Genomic DNA, 17,633 nt, shown 5'->3' on the forward strand with positions numbered 1-17,633 from the left:
CCTTAGCCCAGAACCGATTTCACCGCATCGGCGGTGACTTCGACGATCTTGTCGGCCTCCGCCTCGGTGAGGCACAGCGGCGGGGCAAGGCCGAGGATGTCGCCCTGCGGCATCGCGCGCCCGATCACGCCACGCTCGACCATCGCGCCGGCGATCTTCGCGCCGATCTTGTCGGAGGCGTCGAAGAAGCTGCGGTTGTCGCGATCGGCCATGAATTCCACCGCGCAGAGCATCCCTTCGCCGCGGATATCGCCGACATTCGCGTGCTCGCCGATGGCGGCGCGCATCTGGTCGTTGAGGTATTTGCCGACCGAGCCCGCATTCTCGACGAGGCCCAGCTTGTCGATCAGATCGAGGTTCGCGACACCGGCCGCCGCCCCGATCGGGTGCGCCGAATAGGTCCAGCCGTGGCCGATCGGGCCGTTCTCGTCGGTGCCTTGCTCGAGCACTTTCCACATCTTGTCGCTCACAATCGTGCCCGAGAGCGGCGCATAGGCCGAGGTCAGGCCTTTCGCGATGGTGATCAGGTCGGGCTTCATGCCGTAGTGATCGGAGCCGAACATCGAGCCCAGACGCCCGAAGCCGGTCACGACCTCATCGGCGATCAGCAGGATGTCGTATTTGTTCAGAACCTTCTGGATCGCTTCCCAGTAACCGGCCGGCGGCGGAACGATGCCGCCGGTGCCCAGAACCGGCTCGCCGATGAAGGCGGCGATGGTGTCGGGGCCTTCGCGTTCGATCAGCTGCTCCAGCTCGGATGCGCAATAGGCGGTGAAGGCCTCTTCCGACATCGCCTCATCGGGGCGGCGGTAGTAATAGGGCGCCTCGGTGTGGATCACCTGGCTCAGCGGCAGGTCGAACTTCTTGTGGAACAGTTCCAGACCCGTCAGCGAGCCGGTCATCAGACCCGAGCCGTGATAGCCGCGCCAGCGCGAGATGATCTTCTTCTTCTCGGGGCGGTTCAGGATGTTGTTGTAATACCAGACCAGCTTGATGTTGGTCTCGTTCGCGTCCGAGCCCGACAGGCCGAAATAGACCTTCGACATGTGATCGGGCGCACGGTCGAGGACCATATGCGCCAGCGTGATCGAGGCCTCGGTGCCGTGGCCGACATAGGCGTGGTAATAGGCCAGTTCCTTCGCCTGCTCGGCGATGGCTTCGGAGATTTCGGTGCGCCCGTAGCCCACGTTTACGCAGTAAAGGCCTGCGAAGGCGTCGAGCAGTTTGTTGCCGTCGCGATCCTCGATGAACACGCCCTTGCCGCCGGTGACGATGCGGTTGGGGGACTCGCCGCGCGCGTGCTGGGCGAGATGCGTCGAGGGGTGGAAGAAGCTTTCGCGATCCCACTTGTCGAGTTGGTCATTGGTCAGCAATTTTCTCTCCTTCTTCTTGTCTTGGGCCGTCCGAGCGGGCGGGGGAGTTAACCCCAATCCCGACAGACGTATTTGATTTCCATGAACTCTTCCATTCCGCGACGCGAGCCTTCGCGGCCGAGGCCGGATTGCTTCATGCCGCCGAACGGGATCGGCGCGCCGGTGACCTTGGTGCGGTTGACCGCGACCATGCCGAATTGCAGCGCGCGGGTGGCGCGGTAGATGCGTTTCGGGTTCTGGCTGTGGACGTAGGCGACGAGGCCGTATTCGGTCGCGTTGGCTTTGGCGAAGACCTCTTCTTCCGTGTCGAAGACGGTGATCGGGGCGACCGGGCCGAAAGTCTCTTCGTGCATGATCTTGGCATTATCGGGCACGTCGGTCAGCACGGTCGGCGCGAAGAACAGCGGGCCGCGATCGAGCCGCTTGCCGCCGCAGGCCAGTTTCGCGCCTTTTGCGAGCGCGTCGGCCACGTGCTCCTCCTGTTTGGCCACGGCCTTTTCGTTCATCAGCGGGCCGATATCGGGGTCCTCCATGCCGATGCCCACGCTGAGCGCCTGCGTGGCCTCGGTGAAGCGGCGGCAGAATTCGTCATAGACAGGACGCTCGACATAGATCCGGTTCGCGCCGAGGCAGTCCTGCCCGGAGGTCGCGAATTTCGCCTTGATGACCTCTTCGACGGCCTGATCCAGATCGGCGCCCTTGAAGACGATGACCGGCGCGTGCCCGCCCAGTTCGAGGACCAGCCGCTTCACGGTTTCCGCCGATTGGCGATAGAGCAGGCGGCCCACTTCGGTGGAGCCGGTGAAGGAGAGCGCGCGCACGCGGGTGTCGTCGCACCAGGGCTCGACGATTTCCGGGGCGTGGCCGGTCAGCACGTTGAACACGCCTGCGGGCAGACCCGCGCGCTCGGCCAATTCCGCCAGCGCCAGCGCCGAATAGGGCGTCTCATGCGAGGGGTGCGCGACCACGGTGCAGCCAGCCGCGATGGCGGCGGCGGCCTTGCGGGTCAGCATCGCGGCGGGGAAGTTCCACGGCGTGACGAGGCCCACGACGCCCACGGGTTCGAGCCACAGCTCCACCTCTGCGTCATGCAGATGCGAGGTGACGCCCTCGATATTCGGGCGCTTGGCCTCTTCGGCGTAATATTCGATGAAGCTCGCCGCGTAGTCGATCTCGCCCAGAGCTTCGCTCAGCGGTTTGCCCTGTTCGAGCACCATGATCCGCGCCAGATCGTCCTTCGCCGCGATGATCAGGTCGAACCAGCGGCGCAGAATGGCGGAGCGTTCCTGCGGCAGCGTCATCGACCAGTCGAGAAAGGCGGCTTGGGCGGCATCGACCGCCGCGCGCGACTGGCTGCGGTTGAGCGCGGTGATATCGCCCAGACGTTCGGCATTGGCGGGGTTGGTGACGGGGATCACCTCGCCCGTCTCGCCCGCGATCCAGCGGCCATTCACATAGGAAAAGCTGCGCAGCAGGCGCTTGTCGGCGATATCGGGGCGGGCGGAAATGGCGGTATCGAGCATGAGAGACCTCCTTGGTTGAGATCACTCTGCGCTAGATTTCGCAGGGTAATAGTCCGTATGGCCTGCGCGGGCCCCGGATTTGGGCTGAAATAGCGCCGTCCGTCAGTCCATTTGGTCTGCGAAGAGATCGAAGGGCGGCATGGCGGCGTTCTTCACCTCTTTTGTGACGATATAGGTGAAGTAGCGCGCGATGCCGATCCGCGCGTCCAGCATCGAGTCGATCAGCCGCTGATAGGCGTCGATGTCGCGGGTGACGATCTGCATCAGGTAGTCGAAGCCGCCGCCCAGAGCCCAGCAGCCCACGACCTCGGGGTGCTGGTCGAGCGAACGCTCGAAGGTCTGGAAAGTCGCGGCGGTATGATCGGCCAGTTCGGCTGCGACGAAGAGCGTCACATGCGGCCCGAGCTTCTTGAGGTTGAACGTCGCGCGATAGCCCGCGATCAGCCCGGCCTTCTCGAGCTTCTTCAGCCGCTCCCAGGCGGGCGTGGGCGAGAGGTTGATCTTCTCGGCCAGCGCCGCCTTGGTGATGCGGCCCTCGCGCGCGAGCACGCGCAAGATCTCGATATCGCGGGGGTCGAGCTTGATCATGGCGCCACGCTACACCGGCTCAACGCCTTGCGCATCCCCGATTTTCCGGTTTCCCGGCTCACTCGGCGGCTTCGCGGCTGTCTTTCGGCTGCGGGGCGTGGAAACGTTCGCGCGATGAGCCGTAGGGCTCCACCGTCCGGCGTTTGCGGCGCAACCCGTCGGCATCGCCCCGGCGCAGGCGCAGGAAATAGAGCGCCGAGAGCGGCCCCGTCGCGCCCGCAATCGCAAAGCCCCAGAGGAAGGCGTGGATCGGGATCATCTCGGCCCCGGTGGTGGTCGCCGCTGACCCTGCGGTCAGCTCCAGCACCACGCCCGCCAGCGCGATGCCGAGCGCAAGTGAGACCTGACGGCTCATCGCGGTGAAGGCGGTGGCGGGGCTCATCTCGCGCGTATCGAGATCGGCGAACCCGATGGAGTTGATCGCGGTAAAGACGACCGATTGCGCGGCGCCGCCGATCAGCAGAAGCGGGATCAGCTGCCAGTCATGGATGCTCGTCACGGTGAGGAAGCCGAAGATCGTCGCGCCGCGGATCACCGCCGCCCAGATCATCACCCATTTGAAGCCGAACCGGTCGAGGATGCGCGGCACGAAGGTCCGCAGGCTTACCGCGCCCACCGCGTTCAGACCCGTCAGCGCGCCCGAGACCATCACGGACGCGCCAAGCCCCAGCTGAAAGAACAGCGGCAGCAGAAGCGAGATCGCCCCGTTCGACAGTCGGAATATCAACCCGCCGGTGATCGAGACATCGAAGGTGCGGTGCCGGAATAGCCGCAGATCGAGAAGCGGTTCCTCCGTGTTGCGCGCCCGCAGCCAGTAGAGGATCAGAAGCGCCACACCCGCGACGCTGAGGCCCGCGGCGGCCTGCCATGGCAGGATATGCTCGCCCAGCGCGGAGAAGCCAGTCATCACGGCCGCAAGCCCCACGGCAGACAGCAGGAAGCCGGGGAAATCGAACGGCTTCGGCTCGGGCGGGCCGTCGGCGGGCATGTGGCGCAGCGTCAGCCAGATCGCCAGCGCGCCGAGCGGCAAGTTCATCAGGAAGATCGAGCGCCAGCCGAGGAAGGTCGTCACTGTCGCGCCCACGAAGGGGCCCAGCGCCGGGCCGATCAGCGCGGGCAGGGTGACATAGACCATCGCGCGGGTCATCTCCTCCTTGGAGGTGTGGCGCAGCACGATCAGCCGGCCCACGGGGCTCATCATCGCCGCCCCGATGCCCTGCAGCGCGCGGGCCAGCACCAGCCCGGTCAGGCTCGTCTGGATGGCACAGAGAAGCGAGGCCACAAGAAACACGCCCATCGCCGCGAGAAAGGTGCGCCGCGCCCCGATCCGGTCCGCGATCCAGCCCGAGATCGGTACGAAAGCTGCGAGCGCGATCAGATAGGTCGCCATCGCCATCTTGAGCGAAAGGACGGGCACCGACAGGTCCCGCGCGATCACCGGGATCGCGGTCGCCAGCACGGTCGCGTCGATCAGCTCCATCAGGAGCGACAGCGCCACCGTCAGCGGAATGATATTGTCTCGAAGCCTGCTCAACATGACCGGGCATAGCTAGCACGCGGGCGCACGGAGTCACCCCGCGGCCGCGCGCAGGCTTGCGTGCTCTATCGCGCAGGTAAGGCGGGCAAAGAAAAGCCCCGCCCGAGAGGGGCGGGGAGTTGGGAGTGAAGGGGCCTGCTTCCGGGCAAGAGAGACAGGAGAACCCGGAAGCAGGTCGGTCGGAAACCCGGGCGGGGAGGGGTGGAGAGAGAAAACCCGGTCTTTCCGTATGTCGTCGGGCATCGGCAGTGGACAGCGGTCCCCGGGGGTGGCGTGTCCCGGTTTGCCATCTCGCCTATGCCTTGCGTCTCGAGATGTGCAGGGTGAACCGATGCAGCAATGCCTCAGTTCCGATATTTCATGCGCCTCCCGCCCATGTGAGATCGGCTCTTATTTGCGTGAAGAGTCGCGAAGGCGCGTTCTCTTGCGTCAGGTCAAACCGTTGTCATCGTTTTTGCGGTAAGTTCTGCGCGGAATCGCAACGCTAGGAGGCTGCGGGATGAAGGATCTGGCCGGGGACAAGACGCCGCCGCGCAAGGGCGCTCGCAAGGGCGCGGGCAACGCCGCCGGGAAGGCTGCGGGCAAATCTGCACAGGCCGACACGCCTCAGGCCGAGGAGCACAGCGCGGCGCTGGCCTCGTTCGAACGTCTCGATCGGTTGTCTCATGCGCTGATGGGCCGGGCCGAGGGCGGGTTGTCTCCGATTTCGCTCGGGCTCGCGTTTTCCGATTGGGCGACCCATCTTGCGCTCAGCCCCGGTAAGCAGGCCGAGCTGGGCTGGAAAGCGGGTCGCAAATGGATGCACCTGATGCGCGAGATGGCACCGCACCGGAGCGACGACGAGGGCGCGCAGCCGCTCGAGCCGCTGCCGCAGGACCGCCGGTTCTCTGCGCCCGATTGGGAGAAGTTCCCGTATTCCCTCTATGCGCAAAGCTTCCTCCATGCCCAGCAATGGTGGCACAACGCCACGACCGATGTGCGCGGGGTCGAGGCACGCCACGAGCAGATGATGCAGTTCTACGCGCGGCAATGGCTCGACATGGCGTCGCCCACGAATTTCATCGCGACCAATCCGCTGGTCCTTGCCCAGACGTTGAAAGAGGGCGGCGTGAACCTGATGCGCGGGGCGCGCTATTGGGGCGAGGATGCGGTCAAGGTGATGACCGGCGACACCAAGCCGGAGCCCACGTTGATCCCGGGAACCGATGTCGCGCTGACGCCGGGCAAGGTGGTGCTGCGCAACGATCTGATCGAGTTGCTGCAATACGAGCCCAGCACGCCGAAGGTCCATTCGGTGCCGCTGCTGATCGTGCCGGCATGGATCATGAAATATTACATCCTCGATCTGGAGGAGACGAATTCGCTGATCCGCTGGCTCGTGGGGCAAGGTTTCACCGTCTTCGCGATCTCGTGGAAGAACCCCGACGAGGGCGACCGCGATCTGGGCTTCGACGATTACCGCGAAGAGGGCGTGATGACGGCGCTCGATGCGGTCTGCGAGATTACCGGGGCGGAGAAGGTTCACGGGCTGGGCTATTGCCTCGGCGGCACGCTTCTGTCGGTCGCGGCGGCGGCGATGGCGCGCGATGGCGATGAACGGCTGGCCTCGCTGACGATGCTGGCGGCGCAGGTCGATTTCACCGAGGCCGGAGAATTGAGCCTGTTCACCAATGAAGACCAGCTCAGCCTGATCGAAGACATGATGTGGGAGGAGGGCTATCTCGACAAGACCGCGATGGCGGGCACTTTCACCATGCTCAAATCCAAGGACCTGATCTGGTCGCAGGCGGTTCATACCTATCTGATGGGCGAGCGCGAGACGGATGGCGCGATGGCCTCGTGGAGCCACGACGCGACGCGGATGCCCTACAAGATGCATTCGCAATATCTGCGCCGGCTGTTCCTCGACAACGATCTGGCCGAGGGGCGGATGGACACGCGCGGCACGCCGGTCTTCCTGCAGGATATCGAGACGCCGGTCTTCGCCGTCGCGACCCAGACCGATCACATCGCGCCCTGGCATTCGGTCTTCAAGCTGACATGGTCGCTGCCGGGCGCCGTCACCTTCGCGCTGGTCTCGGGCGGGCACAATACCGGGATCGTGCGTCCGCCGGGCGCGCCGCGCGCGAGCTACCGTTTGATGGAGCATCGCCCCGGCATGCTGCACCCTTCCGCGTCGGACTGGGCTGCGGAATGCGCGCCCCGCGAAGGATCGTGGTGGGTGCCGTGGGCGAAATGGCTGCGCAAGACCGGCGACGGGCAGGAGATCGCGCCGCCGCCCATGGGCAAGGGGCGCAAATACCGCCCGCTCTGCGATGCGCCGGGATCTTATGTGCTGACCCGCTAGGGCTGCTCGACCTCGGGGAGAATTGCGTGCAGCGTCTCGATCCGGTCGGCCTCGCCTGCGGGCTTGTCCCAGCGGATGCGCGAGATGCGCGGGAAGCGCATCGCGACGCCGGATTTGTGCCGGGTGGAGCGGTTGAGCCCCTCGAAGGCGACCTCCACCACCAAATCGGGCGACAGGGACCGGACCGGGCCGAAGCGCTCCACCGTGTGATTGCGCACGAAGCGGTCGAGCTTGCGCAGCTCCTCGTCGGTGAAGCCGGAATAGGCTTTGCCCACGGGCACGAGCCGCTCGCCGTCCCAGACGCCGAAGGTGAAATCGGAATAGAAACCCGAGCGTTTGCCATGCCCGCGTTGGGCGTAAAGGATCACCGCGTCGATGATGCGCGGGTCGCGTTTCCACTTGAACCACGGCCCCTTGGGGCGGCCCGCGAGGTAAGCGGTGTCGCGGCGTTTGAGCATCACGCCTTCGATCACCACTTCGGGCGGCTCTTCGCGAAGGGCGGCAAGGTCGTCCCACGTCTCGAAGGGCAGCAGCTCCGAGACGTCGAAGCGCTCCGGGTTCAACTCTGAGACGAAGGTCTCCAGCCGCGTGCGGCGGGTGTTGAAGGGCAGGGCGCGCAGGTCTTCCTCGCCCTCGATCAGGATATCGTAGAGCCGCAGCGCTGCCGGATGCGAGGCCAGCATCGCCTTGCCCGGAGACTTCCGCCCCAGCCGCTTTTGCAGATCGCCAAAGGGTGCGACCTGATCGCCGCGCCGCACGATCAACTCGCCATCCAGCGCGCCCTCGAAGCCCATATGCGCGACGACATCGGGGAAGGCGCCGGAGATATCCTCGCCGGTGCGCGAATAGAGCCGCCGCTCGCCGCCCTCCGCCACGGCCTGCACCCGGATGCCGTCCCATTTCCATTCGGCGGCGAAGTCACCCGGGGGCAGATCGGTGAGCGCGTCGAGATCGGTCGGCGTCGAGAGCATCACCGGCCGGAACGGCGCGAAGCCCGCGCGCTCTGGCTTCTCGCCGCCTTCGATCCAATCGAAAAGCGGCTGATAGGGCGGCGAAAGCCCGTGCCAGATTTCCTCGATCTCCTCCAGCTCGGGCGAGCCGACCGAGGCCAACGCCACCCGCGCGAGCCGCGCCGAGACGCCCACGCGCAGCCCCCCGGTCGCGAGCTTCAAGAGTGCATAGCGTTCCGAGGGTTCCAGCCGGTCCAGCCAACCCGCGATCAGCGGCCCCACGCGGGTTTTCGGCGTGTCCTGCAGGGTCTCGACGATTTCCACCAGATCGACGTCCTGGGCCGTGTTCTGCTGCGGCCAGATCAGCGCGATCGTCTCGGCCAGATCGCCGACATAATCGTAGCTGAGAGCGAACAGCTCGGGATCGACCCGCTCGCCCACCATGGCGCGCAACACGGCAGGCTGCGCGCGGCCCAGTTCCAGCTCTCCGGTCAGCGCCGCCAGCGCATAGCCGCGCTCGGGGTCGGGCGCGTGGCGCAGGTAGTCGGCCAGAACGTCGAGCTTGGCATTGCGCCCCGGCGTGAAGGCGAGCCGTTCGAGAAGGACCGCGAAAGCCTTCATTCCGGCTCCTCCTCGTAGCCCACGAGATGGAGCGGACGGGCCACGCGCCCCTCCAGTTCGGCCCAGCGCATCAGCGCCTCCTCGCGGCCATGTGTGATCCATAGCTCGGACGGATCGACCTCGCGCACGGTGCGCGTCAGGTCGACCCAGTCGATATGGTCCGAGATCACCAGTGGCAACTCGACGCCGCGCTGGCGGGCACGAGCGCGGATCTGCATCCAACCGGAGGCGAAGGAGATCACCGGATCGGCAAAGCGCTGCACCCAAGGCGAGGAAAAGGCCGAGGGCGGCGCGATCACCAGCGCCTCGCGCAAGTCCCGCGCCTCGGCCTTGTCCATCGTGGCGGGGCGCAGATCGCCCAAGGGGATGCCCTGCTCGATGTGATAGTCGCAAAGCTTTTGCAGCGCGCCGTGGATGTAGATCGGCGCGTCATAGCCCGCCTCGCGCGCGAGCATGATCACCCGCTGTGCCTTGCCCAGCGCATAGGCGCCCACCAGATGCGGCCGCTCCGGCGCGACCCGCATCGAGGCCATCAGCTTGGCCATCTCGTCGGCCGGGTCGGGATGTTTGAACACTGGCAGCGCGAAGGTCGCCTCGGTAATGAACGTGTCGCAGGGCACCGGCTCGAAAGGAGCGCAGGAAGGGTTCGCGACGCGGGCGTAATCGCCCGAGGCCACGATCCGCTGGCCGCGATGCGTGATCGCGATCTGCGCTGAGCCGAGAACATGGCCAGCCGGGTGAAAGCTGACATCCACACCACCCACCGAAAGCGGTCCCTCATAGGCCTGTCGCTGCCCGGCGAAATCCTCGCCATAGCGGATCGCCATGATCTCCAGCGTCTGGCGCGTGGCCAGCACATGCCCGTGGCCTGCGCGCGCGTGATCGGCGTGGCCATGCGTGATCAGCGCGCGCGCCACGGGGCGACTCGGGTCGATGTAGAAATCGCCGCTAGGGCAGTAGAGCCCCTCGGGGCGCGGGATCAGAAGCGGCTCGGCCATCGGTCCTTCACTTACGCTAACGCTTGAAATGCATACGCGGGCGCGCGATCTCGGCCCAAATTTTCGGCATTTGCCCTGAGCCAAGCTTTTCGCGCTGCGATTGTTCCAAATCAAACGCTCTGCGCCGCACCCATGCTACGCTCTCGCCATCCAGTCACAAGGGAGGCTGACATGGCACAGAAGAAATCCGCACCCGGTATGAACATGGCTGGCTGTATGCCAGTGCCGGATATGGGGTCGGTAAGCTCGGTGATGGCACCGCAGCTCAAGATGATGGAATCGATGATTGCGCAGAATATCGAGTTGCTCGAGTTTCTGAAGACCCGCTTCGAGCGCGATCAGGAGATGGTCACCCAGTTGGCGGAAACGCCCGATCCGATGCGCGCGATGAGCCTCTGGGGCGAATTCTGGCAGCGCACGGCCAGCGATTACACCGCCGAGATGACGAAGCTCGCGACCTCGATGACGGGGATTGCGGAGCGCGCGGTGCGCTCGGCCACCGAAGAGGGCGAAGCGCTCGCCAAGGCGGTCGGAAAAAAGTGACGACTCGGGTCGGCAAGCACGGGGTGAGCCTCGGAGACGTGCCGGTCTGAGTGATCCGAAGATGCGATTGGCGCGGCAAGCTTTAGTAGCTCGCCGCGCGCAGTGCTGTTTGCGGGCCTGTTCGGCGCTTACTTCTTGTAGATCCAGCCACCGCCGAAGATGCGGCTGTCTTCGGGCGCGTAGAATACGCAGGCCTGTCCGGGGCTGACGCCTTCCTCCGGCACGACCAGTTCGACTTCCGCCTCGGTCTCCGAGATGGGGCGGATGATCGCTTCGCGCGGCGGGCGGGTCGAGCGGACCTTGACCTTCAGATGCCATTCCCTGCGCGAGGTGAAGGGCTCGTCGCCCAGCCAGTTGATCTCGCGCACCGGGATGGTGCGGGTGGAGAGCGCCTCTTTCGGGCCGACGACCACGTGGCGCGTGTCCGGATCGAGTTTTACCACATAGAGCGGGTCTTCGAGGCCGCCGATGCCAAGCCCGCGCCGCTGACCGATCGTGTAATGGATCACCCCGCGATGCTGGCCGAGGACATTGCCCTCCATATCCACGATATCGCCGGGATCGGCCGCGCCGGGGCGCAGCTTCTCGATGACGCTCGCGTAATTCCCGTTCGGCACGAAGCAGATATCCTGACTGTCGGGCTTGTCGGCCACCGCCAGCCCGTATTTCGCTGCCAGCTCCCGCGTCGCATCCTTCGAGGGCAGGTGGCCCAGCGGGAAACGCAGGTAATCGAGCTGCTCGGGCGTGGTCGAGAACAGAAAGTAGCTCTGATCGCGGTTCGCATCGGCTGCGCAATGCAATTCGGGCCCGGTCGCACCGTCCTTGCGCTGGATGTAATGGCCCGTCGCCATGCAATCGGCGTCGAGGTCCTTCGCCGTCTCCAGCAGGTCTTTGAACTTCACGCGCTCGTTGCAGCGGATGCAGGGCACCGGCGTCGCGCCGCCAAGATAGGCGTCGGCGAATTCGTCGATCACCGCCTCGCGGAAGGTGTTCTCGTAATCGAGCACGTAATGCGGAAAGCCCATTTCCTCGGCCACGCGGCGCGCATCGTGGATGTCCTGCCCGGCGCAGCACGCGCCTTTCTTGGCCAGCGCCGCGCCATGGTCGTAAAGCTGCAGCGTCACGCCCACCACGTCATAGCCTTCCTCGGCCAGCTTGGCGGCCACGACCGAGCTATCGACGCCGCCCGACATGGCGACGACGACGCGGGTGTCCGCGGGCGGTTTGGCGAAACCGAGCGAATTGAGCGGCAGATCCTTGGGCATGATGAAGCGTCCTTTAACGAGACGTGCAGCAATATAGGAAAATGCGACCCACTCTCAACCCCGCGTTTCACGCAGTGTTAAGGGCCCGCGCGCCAGTGTGGCCGGCGTGAAGAGCTTGAAGGGGTGAGCCCATGTATCTCAAGAAAGTCGATGGTCCGCGCGCGGTGACCCTCGCCGACGGCACGATCCTGACGCGCGCGGATCTGCCCTCTCCGAAAACCCGACGATGGGTGGCGAGCCGGAAAGCGGTGATCGTGCAGGCGGTCGCGCACGGGTTGATCGCCCGCGACGAAGTTCTGGAGCGTTACGCGCTCTCTGACGAGGAATTGGATCTCTGGATCGAGGGTGTCGAAAGGCACGGGATTCAAGGCCTTAAAGTCACCGCAATCCAGAAGTTGAAGCAACTTTAGATTGCGGTGTAACGGAATCGTGACAAGGTAACCCGGTGTTAACCATTTGGTGTAAGTCTCGACCCCGATCGAGGGATTAATGCGGAGAACCCAGGATGCGGATTTTATTGGTGGAAGACGACCCGACGACGTCGCGCAGTATCGAATTGATGCTGACGCACGCGAATCTCAACGTCTACTGCACCGATCTGGGGGAGGAGGGAATCGATCTCGCGAAGCTCTACGATTACGATCTGATCCTGCTCGACCTCAATCTTCCCGACATGAACGGGCACGAGGTGCTACGGCAATTGCGTCTGGCCAGGATCGACACGCCGATCCTGATTCTCACCGGCGCGGACGACACCGAGAACAAGATCAAGGGATTCGGCTTCGGCGCCGATGACTACATGACGAAGCCGTTTCATCGCGAGGAGCTGGTGGCGCGCATTCACGCGATCATCCGCCGGTCCAAAGGTCATGCCCAATCGATCATCCGCACCGGCAAGATTTCGGTCAATCTCGATGCGAAGACGGTCGAGGTCGACGGCAAGCCGGTGCATCTGACCGGCAAGGAATACCAAATGCTCGAACTGCTCAGCCTCCGGAAGGGTACGACCCTGACGAAGGAGATGTTTCTCAACCACCTCTATGGCGGCATGGATGAACCCGAATTGAAGATCATCGACGTCTTCATCTGCAAACTGCGCAAGAAGCTCGCCGATGCCACCGAGGGCGAAAATTACATCGAAACCGTCTGGGGCCGCGGCTATGTGCTGCGCGATCCCGACCCGTCCGAGTTGGAACGTCGCATCGCTATGGGTGCCTGAGTTCCCTCAAGCCGATGATCTCCGTCGTCACGGCTCTTTACGCCCCCTCGGCGCTTGCCTAAACCAAGGTCAGCACGAGGGGGTCTTTTTATGTCCGAGCCAAGCCGCACCGAGATCGACGCGCTGAGCGAGGCCGAGGCCCGCGCCGAGCTGCCCGAGCTGATCGCGAAGATCGCGGCGGCCAATACTGCCTATCACACCCATGACGCGCCCGAGATTTCGGATGCGGAGTATGACGCGCTCAAGCAGCGGCTCGCGGCGATCGAGGCGAAATTCCCCGCGCTGAAATCGGAGCAATCGCCCAGCGAACAGGTGGGCGGGCAGTTGGCCGAAGGCTTCGGCAAGATCACGCATGCGATCCGCATGATGAGCCTCGCCAACGCGTTCTCCGATGAGGACGTGACCGAATTCGACGAAAGCATCCGCAGCTTCCTCGGCCTGAAATCCGACGCGCCGCTGAACTACACAGCCGAGCCGAAGATCGACGGTCTCTCGCTGTCGATCCGCTACGAACACGGCAAGCTGATCCATGCCGCGACGCGCGGCGACGGCGCGGTTGGCGAAAACGTCACCGAAAATGCCCGCACCATCGACGATATTCCCACGTCGATCGCGGACGCGCCCGACGTGCTGGAAGTCCGCGGCGAGGTCTATATGAGCCATGCCGATTTCGAGGCGCTCAACACCCGCAACGAGGCCGCGGGCGAAAAGCGTTTCGCCAATCCGCGCAACGCCGCCGCCGGCTCGCTGCGCCAGCTCGACCCGAAAGTCACCGCGTCGCGCCCGCTGAAATTCTTCGCCTATGCCTGGGGCGAGCTGTCCGCGCCGCTGGCCGACACCCAGATAGACGCCATCGCGCGGCTGCAATCGCTCGGCTTCCAGACCAATCCGCTGACGGAACTCTGTGATGGTCCGGCCGATATGCTTAGCCAATACCGCGAGATCGAGGCCAAGCGCGCCACGCTCGGCTACGATATCGACGGCGTCGTCTACAAGGTGAACGACCTCGCGCTGCAGCGGCGTCTGGGCTTCCGCTCGACCACGCCGCGTTGGGCGATCGCGCATAAATTCCCTGCCGAGCTTGCCTGGACGCAGCTCGAAGGGATCGACATTCAGGTCGGTCGCACCGGGGCGCTCTCGCCGGTCGCGCGGCTGACGCCGGTGACGGTGGGCGGCGTCGTCGTCTCGAACGCGACGCTGCATAACGAGGATTACATCGCCGGGCGCGATTCCAAGGGCGCCGAGATCCGCGGCGGCAAGGATATCCGCGTCGGCGACTGGGTGCAGGTCTATCGCGCGGGGGACGTGATCCCGAAGATCGCCGATGTGGACCTTGCGCGCCGTCCCGACGATGCGGTGCCCTACGACTTTCCGACCCATTGCCCGCGCTGCGGATCCGAGGCGATCCGCGAAGAAGGCGACGCGGTGCGCCGCTGCACGGGCGGTCTGATCTGCCCCGCGCAAGCTGTGGAAAAACTGAAACATTTCGTCTCCCGCGCGGCTTTCGACATCGAAGGTCTGGGTGCGAAACAGGTCGAGCAATTCTACGAGGACGGCTGGATCAAGGAGCCCGCCGACATCTTCACGCTGGAAGAGCGCTACGGTCAGGGCCTCCAGCAGCTCAAGAACCGCGAGGGCTGGGGAGAGAAATCTGCACGCAATCTCTTTGCCGCCATCGCCGAGAAACGCAGGATTCCGCTGCAACGCCTGATCTTCGCGCTCGGCATTCGCCATGTCGGCGAGACCAGCGCGGGGATGCTCGCCACGCATTACGGAACCTGGGAGGCGTTCGAGGCCGCGATGACGCAGGCAGACTGCGGGCAGGGCCCGGAATGGGACGATCTGATCTCGATCGACGGGGTGGGCGAGACGCTCGCGACCTCGGTCGTGACGACCTTCCAGCAGGAGGCCGAGCGCGCCTCGATCGACCGTCTCACCGCGCATCTGAGTGTCGAGGAGGCCGAAAAGCCGAAATCCGACAGCCCCGTCTCCGGCCTCACCGTCGTTTTCACCGGCACGCTGGAGAAGATGACCCGGGCCGAGGCGAAGGCGCGGGCCGAGGCGCTTGGCGCCAAGGTCTCGGGCTCGGTCAGCGCGAAGACCGACCTGCTCGTGGCAGGCCCCGGCGCGGGCTCGAAAGCAAAGAAAGCGGCCGAATTGAACATCCGCGTCATCGACGAGGATGAATGGATCGCGCTCGCGGGGGGCGCATGAGCACGCGGCCCGCAGAGCTTTTCGAGCTTTTTGCCGAGCTCGACAGCCTTGCGGGCGTCGGCCCGAAAACGGCCAAACATTTCGAAGGGTTGGGGATCACCCGCCCGCGCGATGTGCTGTTCACCTTGCCCTATTCGGTGGTCGACCGCCGCCCCGTCGCGACCGTGCAAGGCGTGCCCGCGGGGACAACCGTCACCGTCGAGGTGACCATCGGCGCCCATAGTCCCGCGCGCAAACAAGGCGCGCCGGATCGGGTTTTGTGCCATGACGCGCAGGGCGATATCACGCTGGTCTTCTTCCGGGCGCGCGGCGATTGGCTCGCGAAACAGATGCCCAACGGGGCGCGGCGGATCATTTCGGGCAAGCTCGAGATTTATGACGGGCAGGCGCAGATCGTGCATCCCGATTACATCCTGCCGTCCGAAAACGCGGACGAGATGCCCCGGTTCGAGCCGGTCTATCCGCTCACCGCGGGCGTCACGCAAAAGCTGATGGCGAAGGCGGCGGAGGGGGCCCTGGCGCGCGCGCCCGATCTGCCGGAATGGATCGACGATGCGCTCAAGCGGCGCGAGGGCTGGCCCGACTGGCAGGATGCGGTGAAAACGGCGCATCACCCTGAAAAGATTGACGATCTTTCGGCCACCGCGCCGGCGCGCGCGCGTCTCGCCTATGACGAGCTTTTCGCCCACCAGATGACGCTCGCGCTCGCGCGGCGCCAGTCGCGGCGCAAGAAGGGCCGGGTGACGCGTGGCACAGGCAAGCTTTCGGCGCAGGTGCTGGCCAGCCTGCCTTACAAGCCGACCGGGGCACAGACCCGCGCGATTGCAGAGATCGCGGGCGATCTGGGCTCCGAGCGGCGGATGAACCGGCTGCTGCAGGGCGATGTCGGCGCGGGCAAGACGCTGGTCGCCTTCATGGCGCTGTTGACGGCGGTTGAGGCTGGCGGGCAGGGCGTGATGATGGCGCCCACGGAGATCCTCGCGCGCCAGCATCTCGAAGGTCTGGCGCCGCTGGCCGAGGCGGCGGGCGTCCGGCTGGAGATTCTGACCGGGCGCGACAAAGGGGCGGAACGGGCGCGCAAGCTCGCCGATCTGGCCTCGGGCGCGATCGGCATCCTCGTCGGCACCCATGCGGTTTTTCAGAAAGACGTGGAATTTCAGGATTTGCGGCTTTCCGTGATCGACGAACAGCATCGCTTCGGCGTCGCGCAGCGGATGGAGCTGGGCGCCAAGGGGCAGGCGGTCGACGTGCTGGTGATGACCGCGACGCCGATCCCGCGCTCGCTCGCGCTGGCGCAATATGGCGACATGGATGTGAGCCTTCTCGACGAGAAGCCGCCGGGCCGGACGCCGGTGAAGACCGCGCTCGTCGCGATGGAGCGGATGGGCGAGGTGGTCGAACATCTGCGCAAGGCGGTGGCCGAGGGGCGGCAGGCCTATTGGGTCTGCCCGCTGGTCGAAGAGAGCGAGCGCGTCGATCTGAGCTCTGCGACCGACCGTTTTCTGGCGTTGCGCGCGGCGCTTGGCGACGATATCGTGGGGCTGGTTCACGGCCAGATGCCGTCGGCCGAAAAAGACGCCGCGATGGCGGCCTTCGTGAAGGGGCAGACCCGCGTTCTGGTCGCGACGACGGTGATCGAGGTGGGCGTGAACGTGCCCAACGCGTCGATCATGGTGATCGAGCGGGCCGAGAGCTTCGGTCTTGCGCAGCTCCATCAGCTGCGCGGGCGGGTCGGGCGCGGGGCTGCGGCCTCGACCTGCCTGATGATCTACCAGACGCCCTTGAGCGAGACGGCCGAACGCCGCCTGTCGATCCTGCGCGAAAGCGAGGACGGGTTCCGCATCGCCGAAGAAGACCTCGCCATGCGCGGGGCGGGCGATGTGATCGGCACGGCGCAATCGGGCCTGCCGCGCTTTCGCGTGGCTGACCTCGAACGGCAGGCCGGACTGATGGCGGTGGCGCAGTCGGATGCGCGCAAGCTCCTGTCCGACGATCCCGAGTTAAGTGGCCCGCGCGGACAGGCGGCGCGGGTGCTGCTGTGGCTGATGGAACAGGACCGCGCGATCCGTCTGATCGGCATCGGCTGAGCCCCGTTCGACCCACGTTCTCCCCCAGTGTTCTCAAATGTTCCTAAAAAGTTCTTTACACGCGACGTCAATTGTGAGAACAAAGAGGCAACATAGGGAATGGAGGTGCCAGATGGCCAAGGAAATCAAGGAACTTCTCGACCGCAATCACAGCACACTGCTGGCCGACACCGTGGGGGGCATCGCGCTTTGCGCAAGCTTCATCATGGCGCTTTGGCTGCCGGGGCTCCTCTAAGCCCGACCTGTCTCATCGTTACTGCCTCGCGCTTTTTGGCTGCCGCACCTGTCCCAAACCTGCGGCTTCGCCTGTCCCCCAGGCCCGCCTGTCCGTAAAGCGCAACTTCAGCCGCCGCTCTTTCGAGTGGCGG

14 protein-coding genes are annotated in these 17,633 nt (G+C 65.1%); 7 read left to right on the top strand and 7 right to left on the bottom strand.

Features of this window, described 5'->3' with window-relative positions:
* Positions 1 to 2: 2 nt before the first annotated feature.
* The 4 genes from BMI86_RS08920 to BMI86_RS08935 all read right to left on the bottom strand — a co-directional run bounded on the left by BMI86_RS08920 (position 3) and on the right by BMI86_RS08935 (position 5,021).
* Entirely contained in the window at positions 3 to 1,373 is a 1,371-nt protein-coding gene (locus BMI86_RS08920) for an aspartate aminotransferase family protein (protein WP_078540831.1), read from the bottom strand.
* Positions 1,374 to 1,420: 47 nt separating this feature from the next.
* Complete coding sequence (locus BMI86_RS08925; RefSeq protein ID WP_078540832.1) at positions 1,421 to 2,896, bottom strand: NAD-dependent succinate-semialdehyde dehydrogenase; 1,476 nt, start codon at positions 2,894 to 2,896, stop codon at positions 1,421 to 1,423.
* A 102-nt stretch (positions 2,897 to 2,998) separates the two neighbouring features.
* Positions 2,999 to 3,481, bottom strand: coding sequence for an Lrp/AsnC family transcriptional regulator (locus BMI86_RS08930; protein WP_078541375.1), 483 nt, complete (start codon positions 3,479 to 3,481; stop codon positions 2,999 to 3,001).
* Between the two features lie 61 nt (positions 3,482 to 3,542).
* Positions 3,543 to 5,021 carry an MFS transporter gene (locus BMI86_RS08935; protein WP_078540833.1) on the bottom strand — a complete coding sequence of 493 codons (1,479 nt, stop codon included), beginning with the start codon at positions 5,019 to 5,021 and terminating at the stop codon, positions 3,543 to 3,545.
* Positions 5,022 to 5,520: 499 nt separating this feature from the next.
* On the opposite strand from BMI86_RS08935, the gene BMI86_RS08940 reads away from it, so the two are divergent.
* Positions 5,521 to 7,368 carry an alpha/beta fold hydrolase gene (locus BMI86_RS08940; RefSeq protein ID WP_078540834.1) on the top strand — a complete coding sequence of 616 codons (1,848 nt, stop codon included), beginning with the start codon at positions 5,521 to 5,523 and terminating at the stop codon, positions 7,366 to 7,368.
* Here the strand turns inward: BMI86_RS08940 and BMI86_RS08945 are convergent.
* Positions 7,365 to 8,939: a cisplatin damage response ATP-dependent DNA ligase gene (locus BMI86_RS08945; RefSeq protein WP_078540835.1), complete on the bottom strand. Its 1,575-nt coding sequence runs from the start codon at positions 8,937 to 8,939 to the stop codon at positions 7,365 to 7,367. The two genes, BMI86_RS08940 and BMI86_RS08945, sit on opposite strands and share 4 nt — an antisense overlap.
* Positions 8,936 to 9,937, bottom strand: coding sequence for a ligase-associated DNA damage response exonuclease (locus BMI86_RS08950; protein ID WP_078540836.1), 1,002 nt, complete (start codon positions 9,935 to 9,937; stop codon positions 8,936 to 8,938). Before BMI86_RS08950 ends, BMI86_RS08945 begins: the two co-directional genes overlap by 4 nt.
* 171 nt (positions 9,938 to 10,108) lie before the next feature.
* Here BMI86_RS08950 and BMI86_RS08955 point away from each other — a divergent pair, with 171 nt between their 5' ends.
* A complete protein-coding gene (locus BMI86_RS08955; RefSeq protein WP_165756948.1) occupies positions 10,109 to 10,480 on the top strand; it encodes a phasin family protein in 372 nt (123 codons plus the stop codon).
* A gap of 128 nt (positions 10,481 to 10,608) precedes the next feature.
* On the opposite strand, the gene mnmA is transcribed toward BMI86_RS08955, so the two are convergent.
* Complete coding sequence (mnmA, locus tag BMI86_RS08960) at positions 10,609 to 11,745, bottom strand: tRNA 2-thiouridine(34) synthase MnmA (RefSeq protein WP_078540838.1); 1,137 nt, start codon at positions 11,743 to 11,745, stop codon at positions 10,609 to 10,611.
* Between the two features lie 131 nt (positions 11,746 to 11,876).
* Between mnmA and BMI86_RS08965 the strand changes: the two genes are divergently transcribed.
* The 5 genes from BMI86_RS08965 to BMI86_RS21555 all read left to right on the top strand — a co-directional run bounded on the left by BMI86_RS08965 (position 11,877) and on the right by BMI86_RS21555 (position 17,500).
* Complete coding sequence (locus BMI86_RS08965; RefSeq protein ID WP_078520740.1) at positions 11,877 to 12,155, top strand: DUF1153 domain-containing protein; 279 nt, start codon at positions 11,877 to 11,879, stop codon at positions 12,153 to 12,155.
* Between the two features lie 95 nt (positions 12,156 to 12,250).
* Positions 12,251 to 12,964 (top strand): response regulator transcription factor CtrA, encoded by a 714-nt coding sequence (locus BMI86_RS08970; protein ID WP_078520739.1) that lies wholly within the window; start codon positions 12,251 to 12,253, stop codon positions 12,962 to 12,964.
* Between the two features lie 90 nt (positions 12,965 to 13,054).
* Positions 13,055 to 15,178 (top strand): NAD-dependent DNA ligase LigA, encoded by a 2,124-nt coding sequence (gene ligA, locus BMI86_RS08975; RefSeq protein WP_078540839.1) that lies wholly within the window; start codon positions 13,055 to 13,057, stop codon positions 15,176 to 15,178.
* Entirely contained in the window at positions 15,175 to 17,265 is a 2,091-nt protein-coding gene (gene recG, locus BMI86_RS08980) for an ATP-dependent DNA helicase RecG (RefSeq protein WP_078541376.1), read from the top strand. The genes ligA and recG overlap by 4 nt, the downstream gene beginning before the upstream one ends.
* Positions 17,266 to 17,377: 112 nt before the next feature.
* Positions 17,378 to 17,500 carry a hypothetical protein gene (locus BMI86_RS21555; protein WP_281480109.1) on the top strand — a complete coding sequence of 41 codons (123 nt, stop codon included), beginning with the start codon at positions 17,378 to 17,380 and terminating at the stop codon, positions 17,498 to 17,500.
* Positions 17,501 to 17,633: the final 133 nt, after the last annotated feature.

This window comes from Thioclava sp. DLFJ5-1 (assembly GCF_002020115.1).
In the GTDB taxonomy this organism is placed as follows: domain Bacteria; phylum Pseudomonadota; class Alphaproteobacteria; order Rhodobacterales; family Rhodobacteraceae; genus Thioclava; species Thioclava sediminum.

What these genes read in the sequence shown, in the direction of transcription:
- BMI86_RS08925 (WP_078540832.1), bottom strand. Translation starts at nt 2,896, where the DNA reads ATGCTCGATACCGCCATTTCCGCCCGCCCCGATATCGCCGACAAGCGC.
- BMI86_RS08935 (WP_078540833.1), bottom strand. Translation starts at nt 5,021, where the DNA reads ATGTTGAGCAGGCTTCGAGACAATATCATTCCGCTGACGGTGGCGCTG.
- BMI86_RS08940 (WP_078540834.1), top strand. Translation starts at nt 5,521, where the DNA reads ATGAAGGATCTGGCCGGGGACAAGACGCCGCCGCGCAAGGGCGCTCGC.
- BMI86_RS08945 (WP_078540835.1), bottom strand. Translation starts at nt 8,939, where the DNA reads ATGAAGGCTTTCGCGGTCCTTCTCGAACGGCTCGCCTTCACGCCGGGG.
- BMI86_RS08950 (WP_078540836.1), bottom strand. Translation starts at nt 9,937, where the DNA reads ATGGCCGAGCCGCTTCTGATCCCGCGCCCCGAGGGGCTCTACTGCCCT.
- BMI86_RS08955 (WP_165756948.1), top strand. Translation starts at nt 10,109, where the DNA reads ATGGCACAGAAGAAATCCGCACCCGGTATGAACATGGCTGGCTGTATG.
- mnmA (WP_078540838.1), bottom strand. Translation starts at nt 11,745, where the DNA reads ATGCCCAAGGATCTGCCGCTCAATTCGCTCGGTTTCGCCAAACCGCCC.
- BMI86_RS08965 (WP_078520740.1), top strand. Translation starts at nt 11,877, where the DNA reads ATGTATCTCAAGAAAGTCGATGGTCCGCGCGCGGTGACCCTCGCCGAC.
- BMI86_RS08970 (WP_078520739.1), top strand. Translation starts at nt 12,251, where the DNA reads ATGCGGATTTTATTGGTGGAAGACGACCCGACGACGTCGCGCAGTATC.
- ligA (WP_078540839.1), top strand. Translation starts at nt 13,055, where the DNA reads ATGTCCGAGCCAAGCCGCACCGAGATCGACGCGCTGAGCGAGGCCGAG.
- recG (WP_078541376.1), top strand. Translation starts at nt 15,175, where the DNA reads ATGAGCACGCGGCCCGCAGAGCTTTTCGAGCTTTTTGCCGAGCTCGAC.
- BMI86_RS21555 (WP_281480109.1), top strand. Translation starts at nt 17,378, where the DNA reads ATGGCCAAGGAAATCAAGGAACTTCTCGACCGCAATCACAGCACACTG.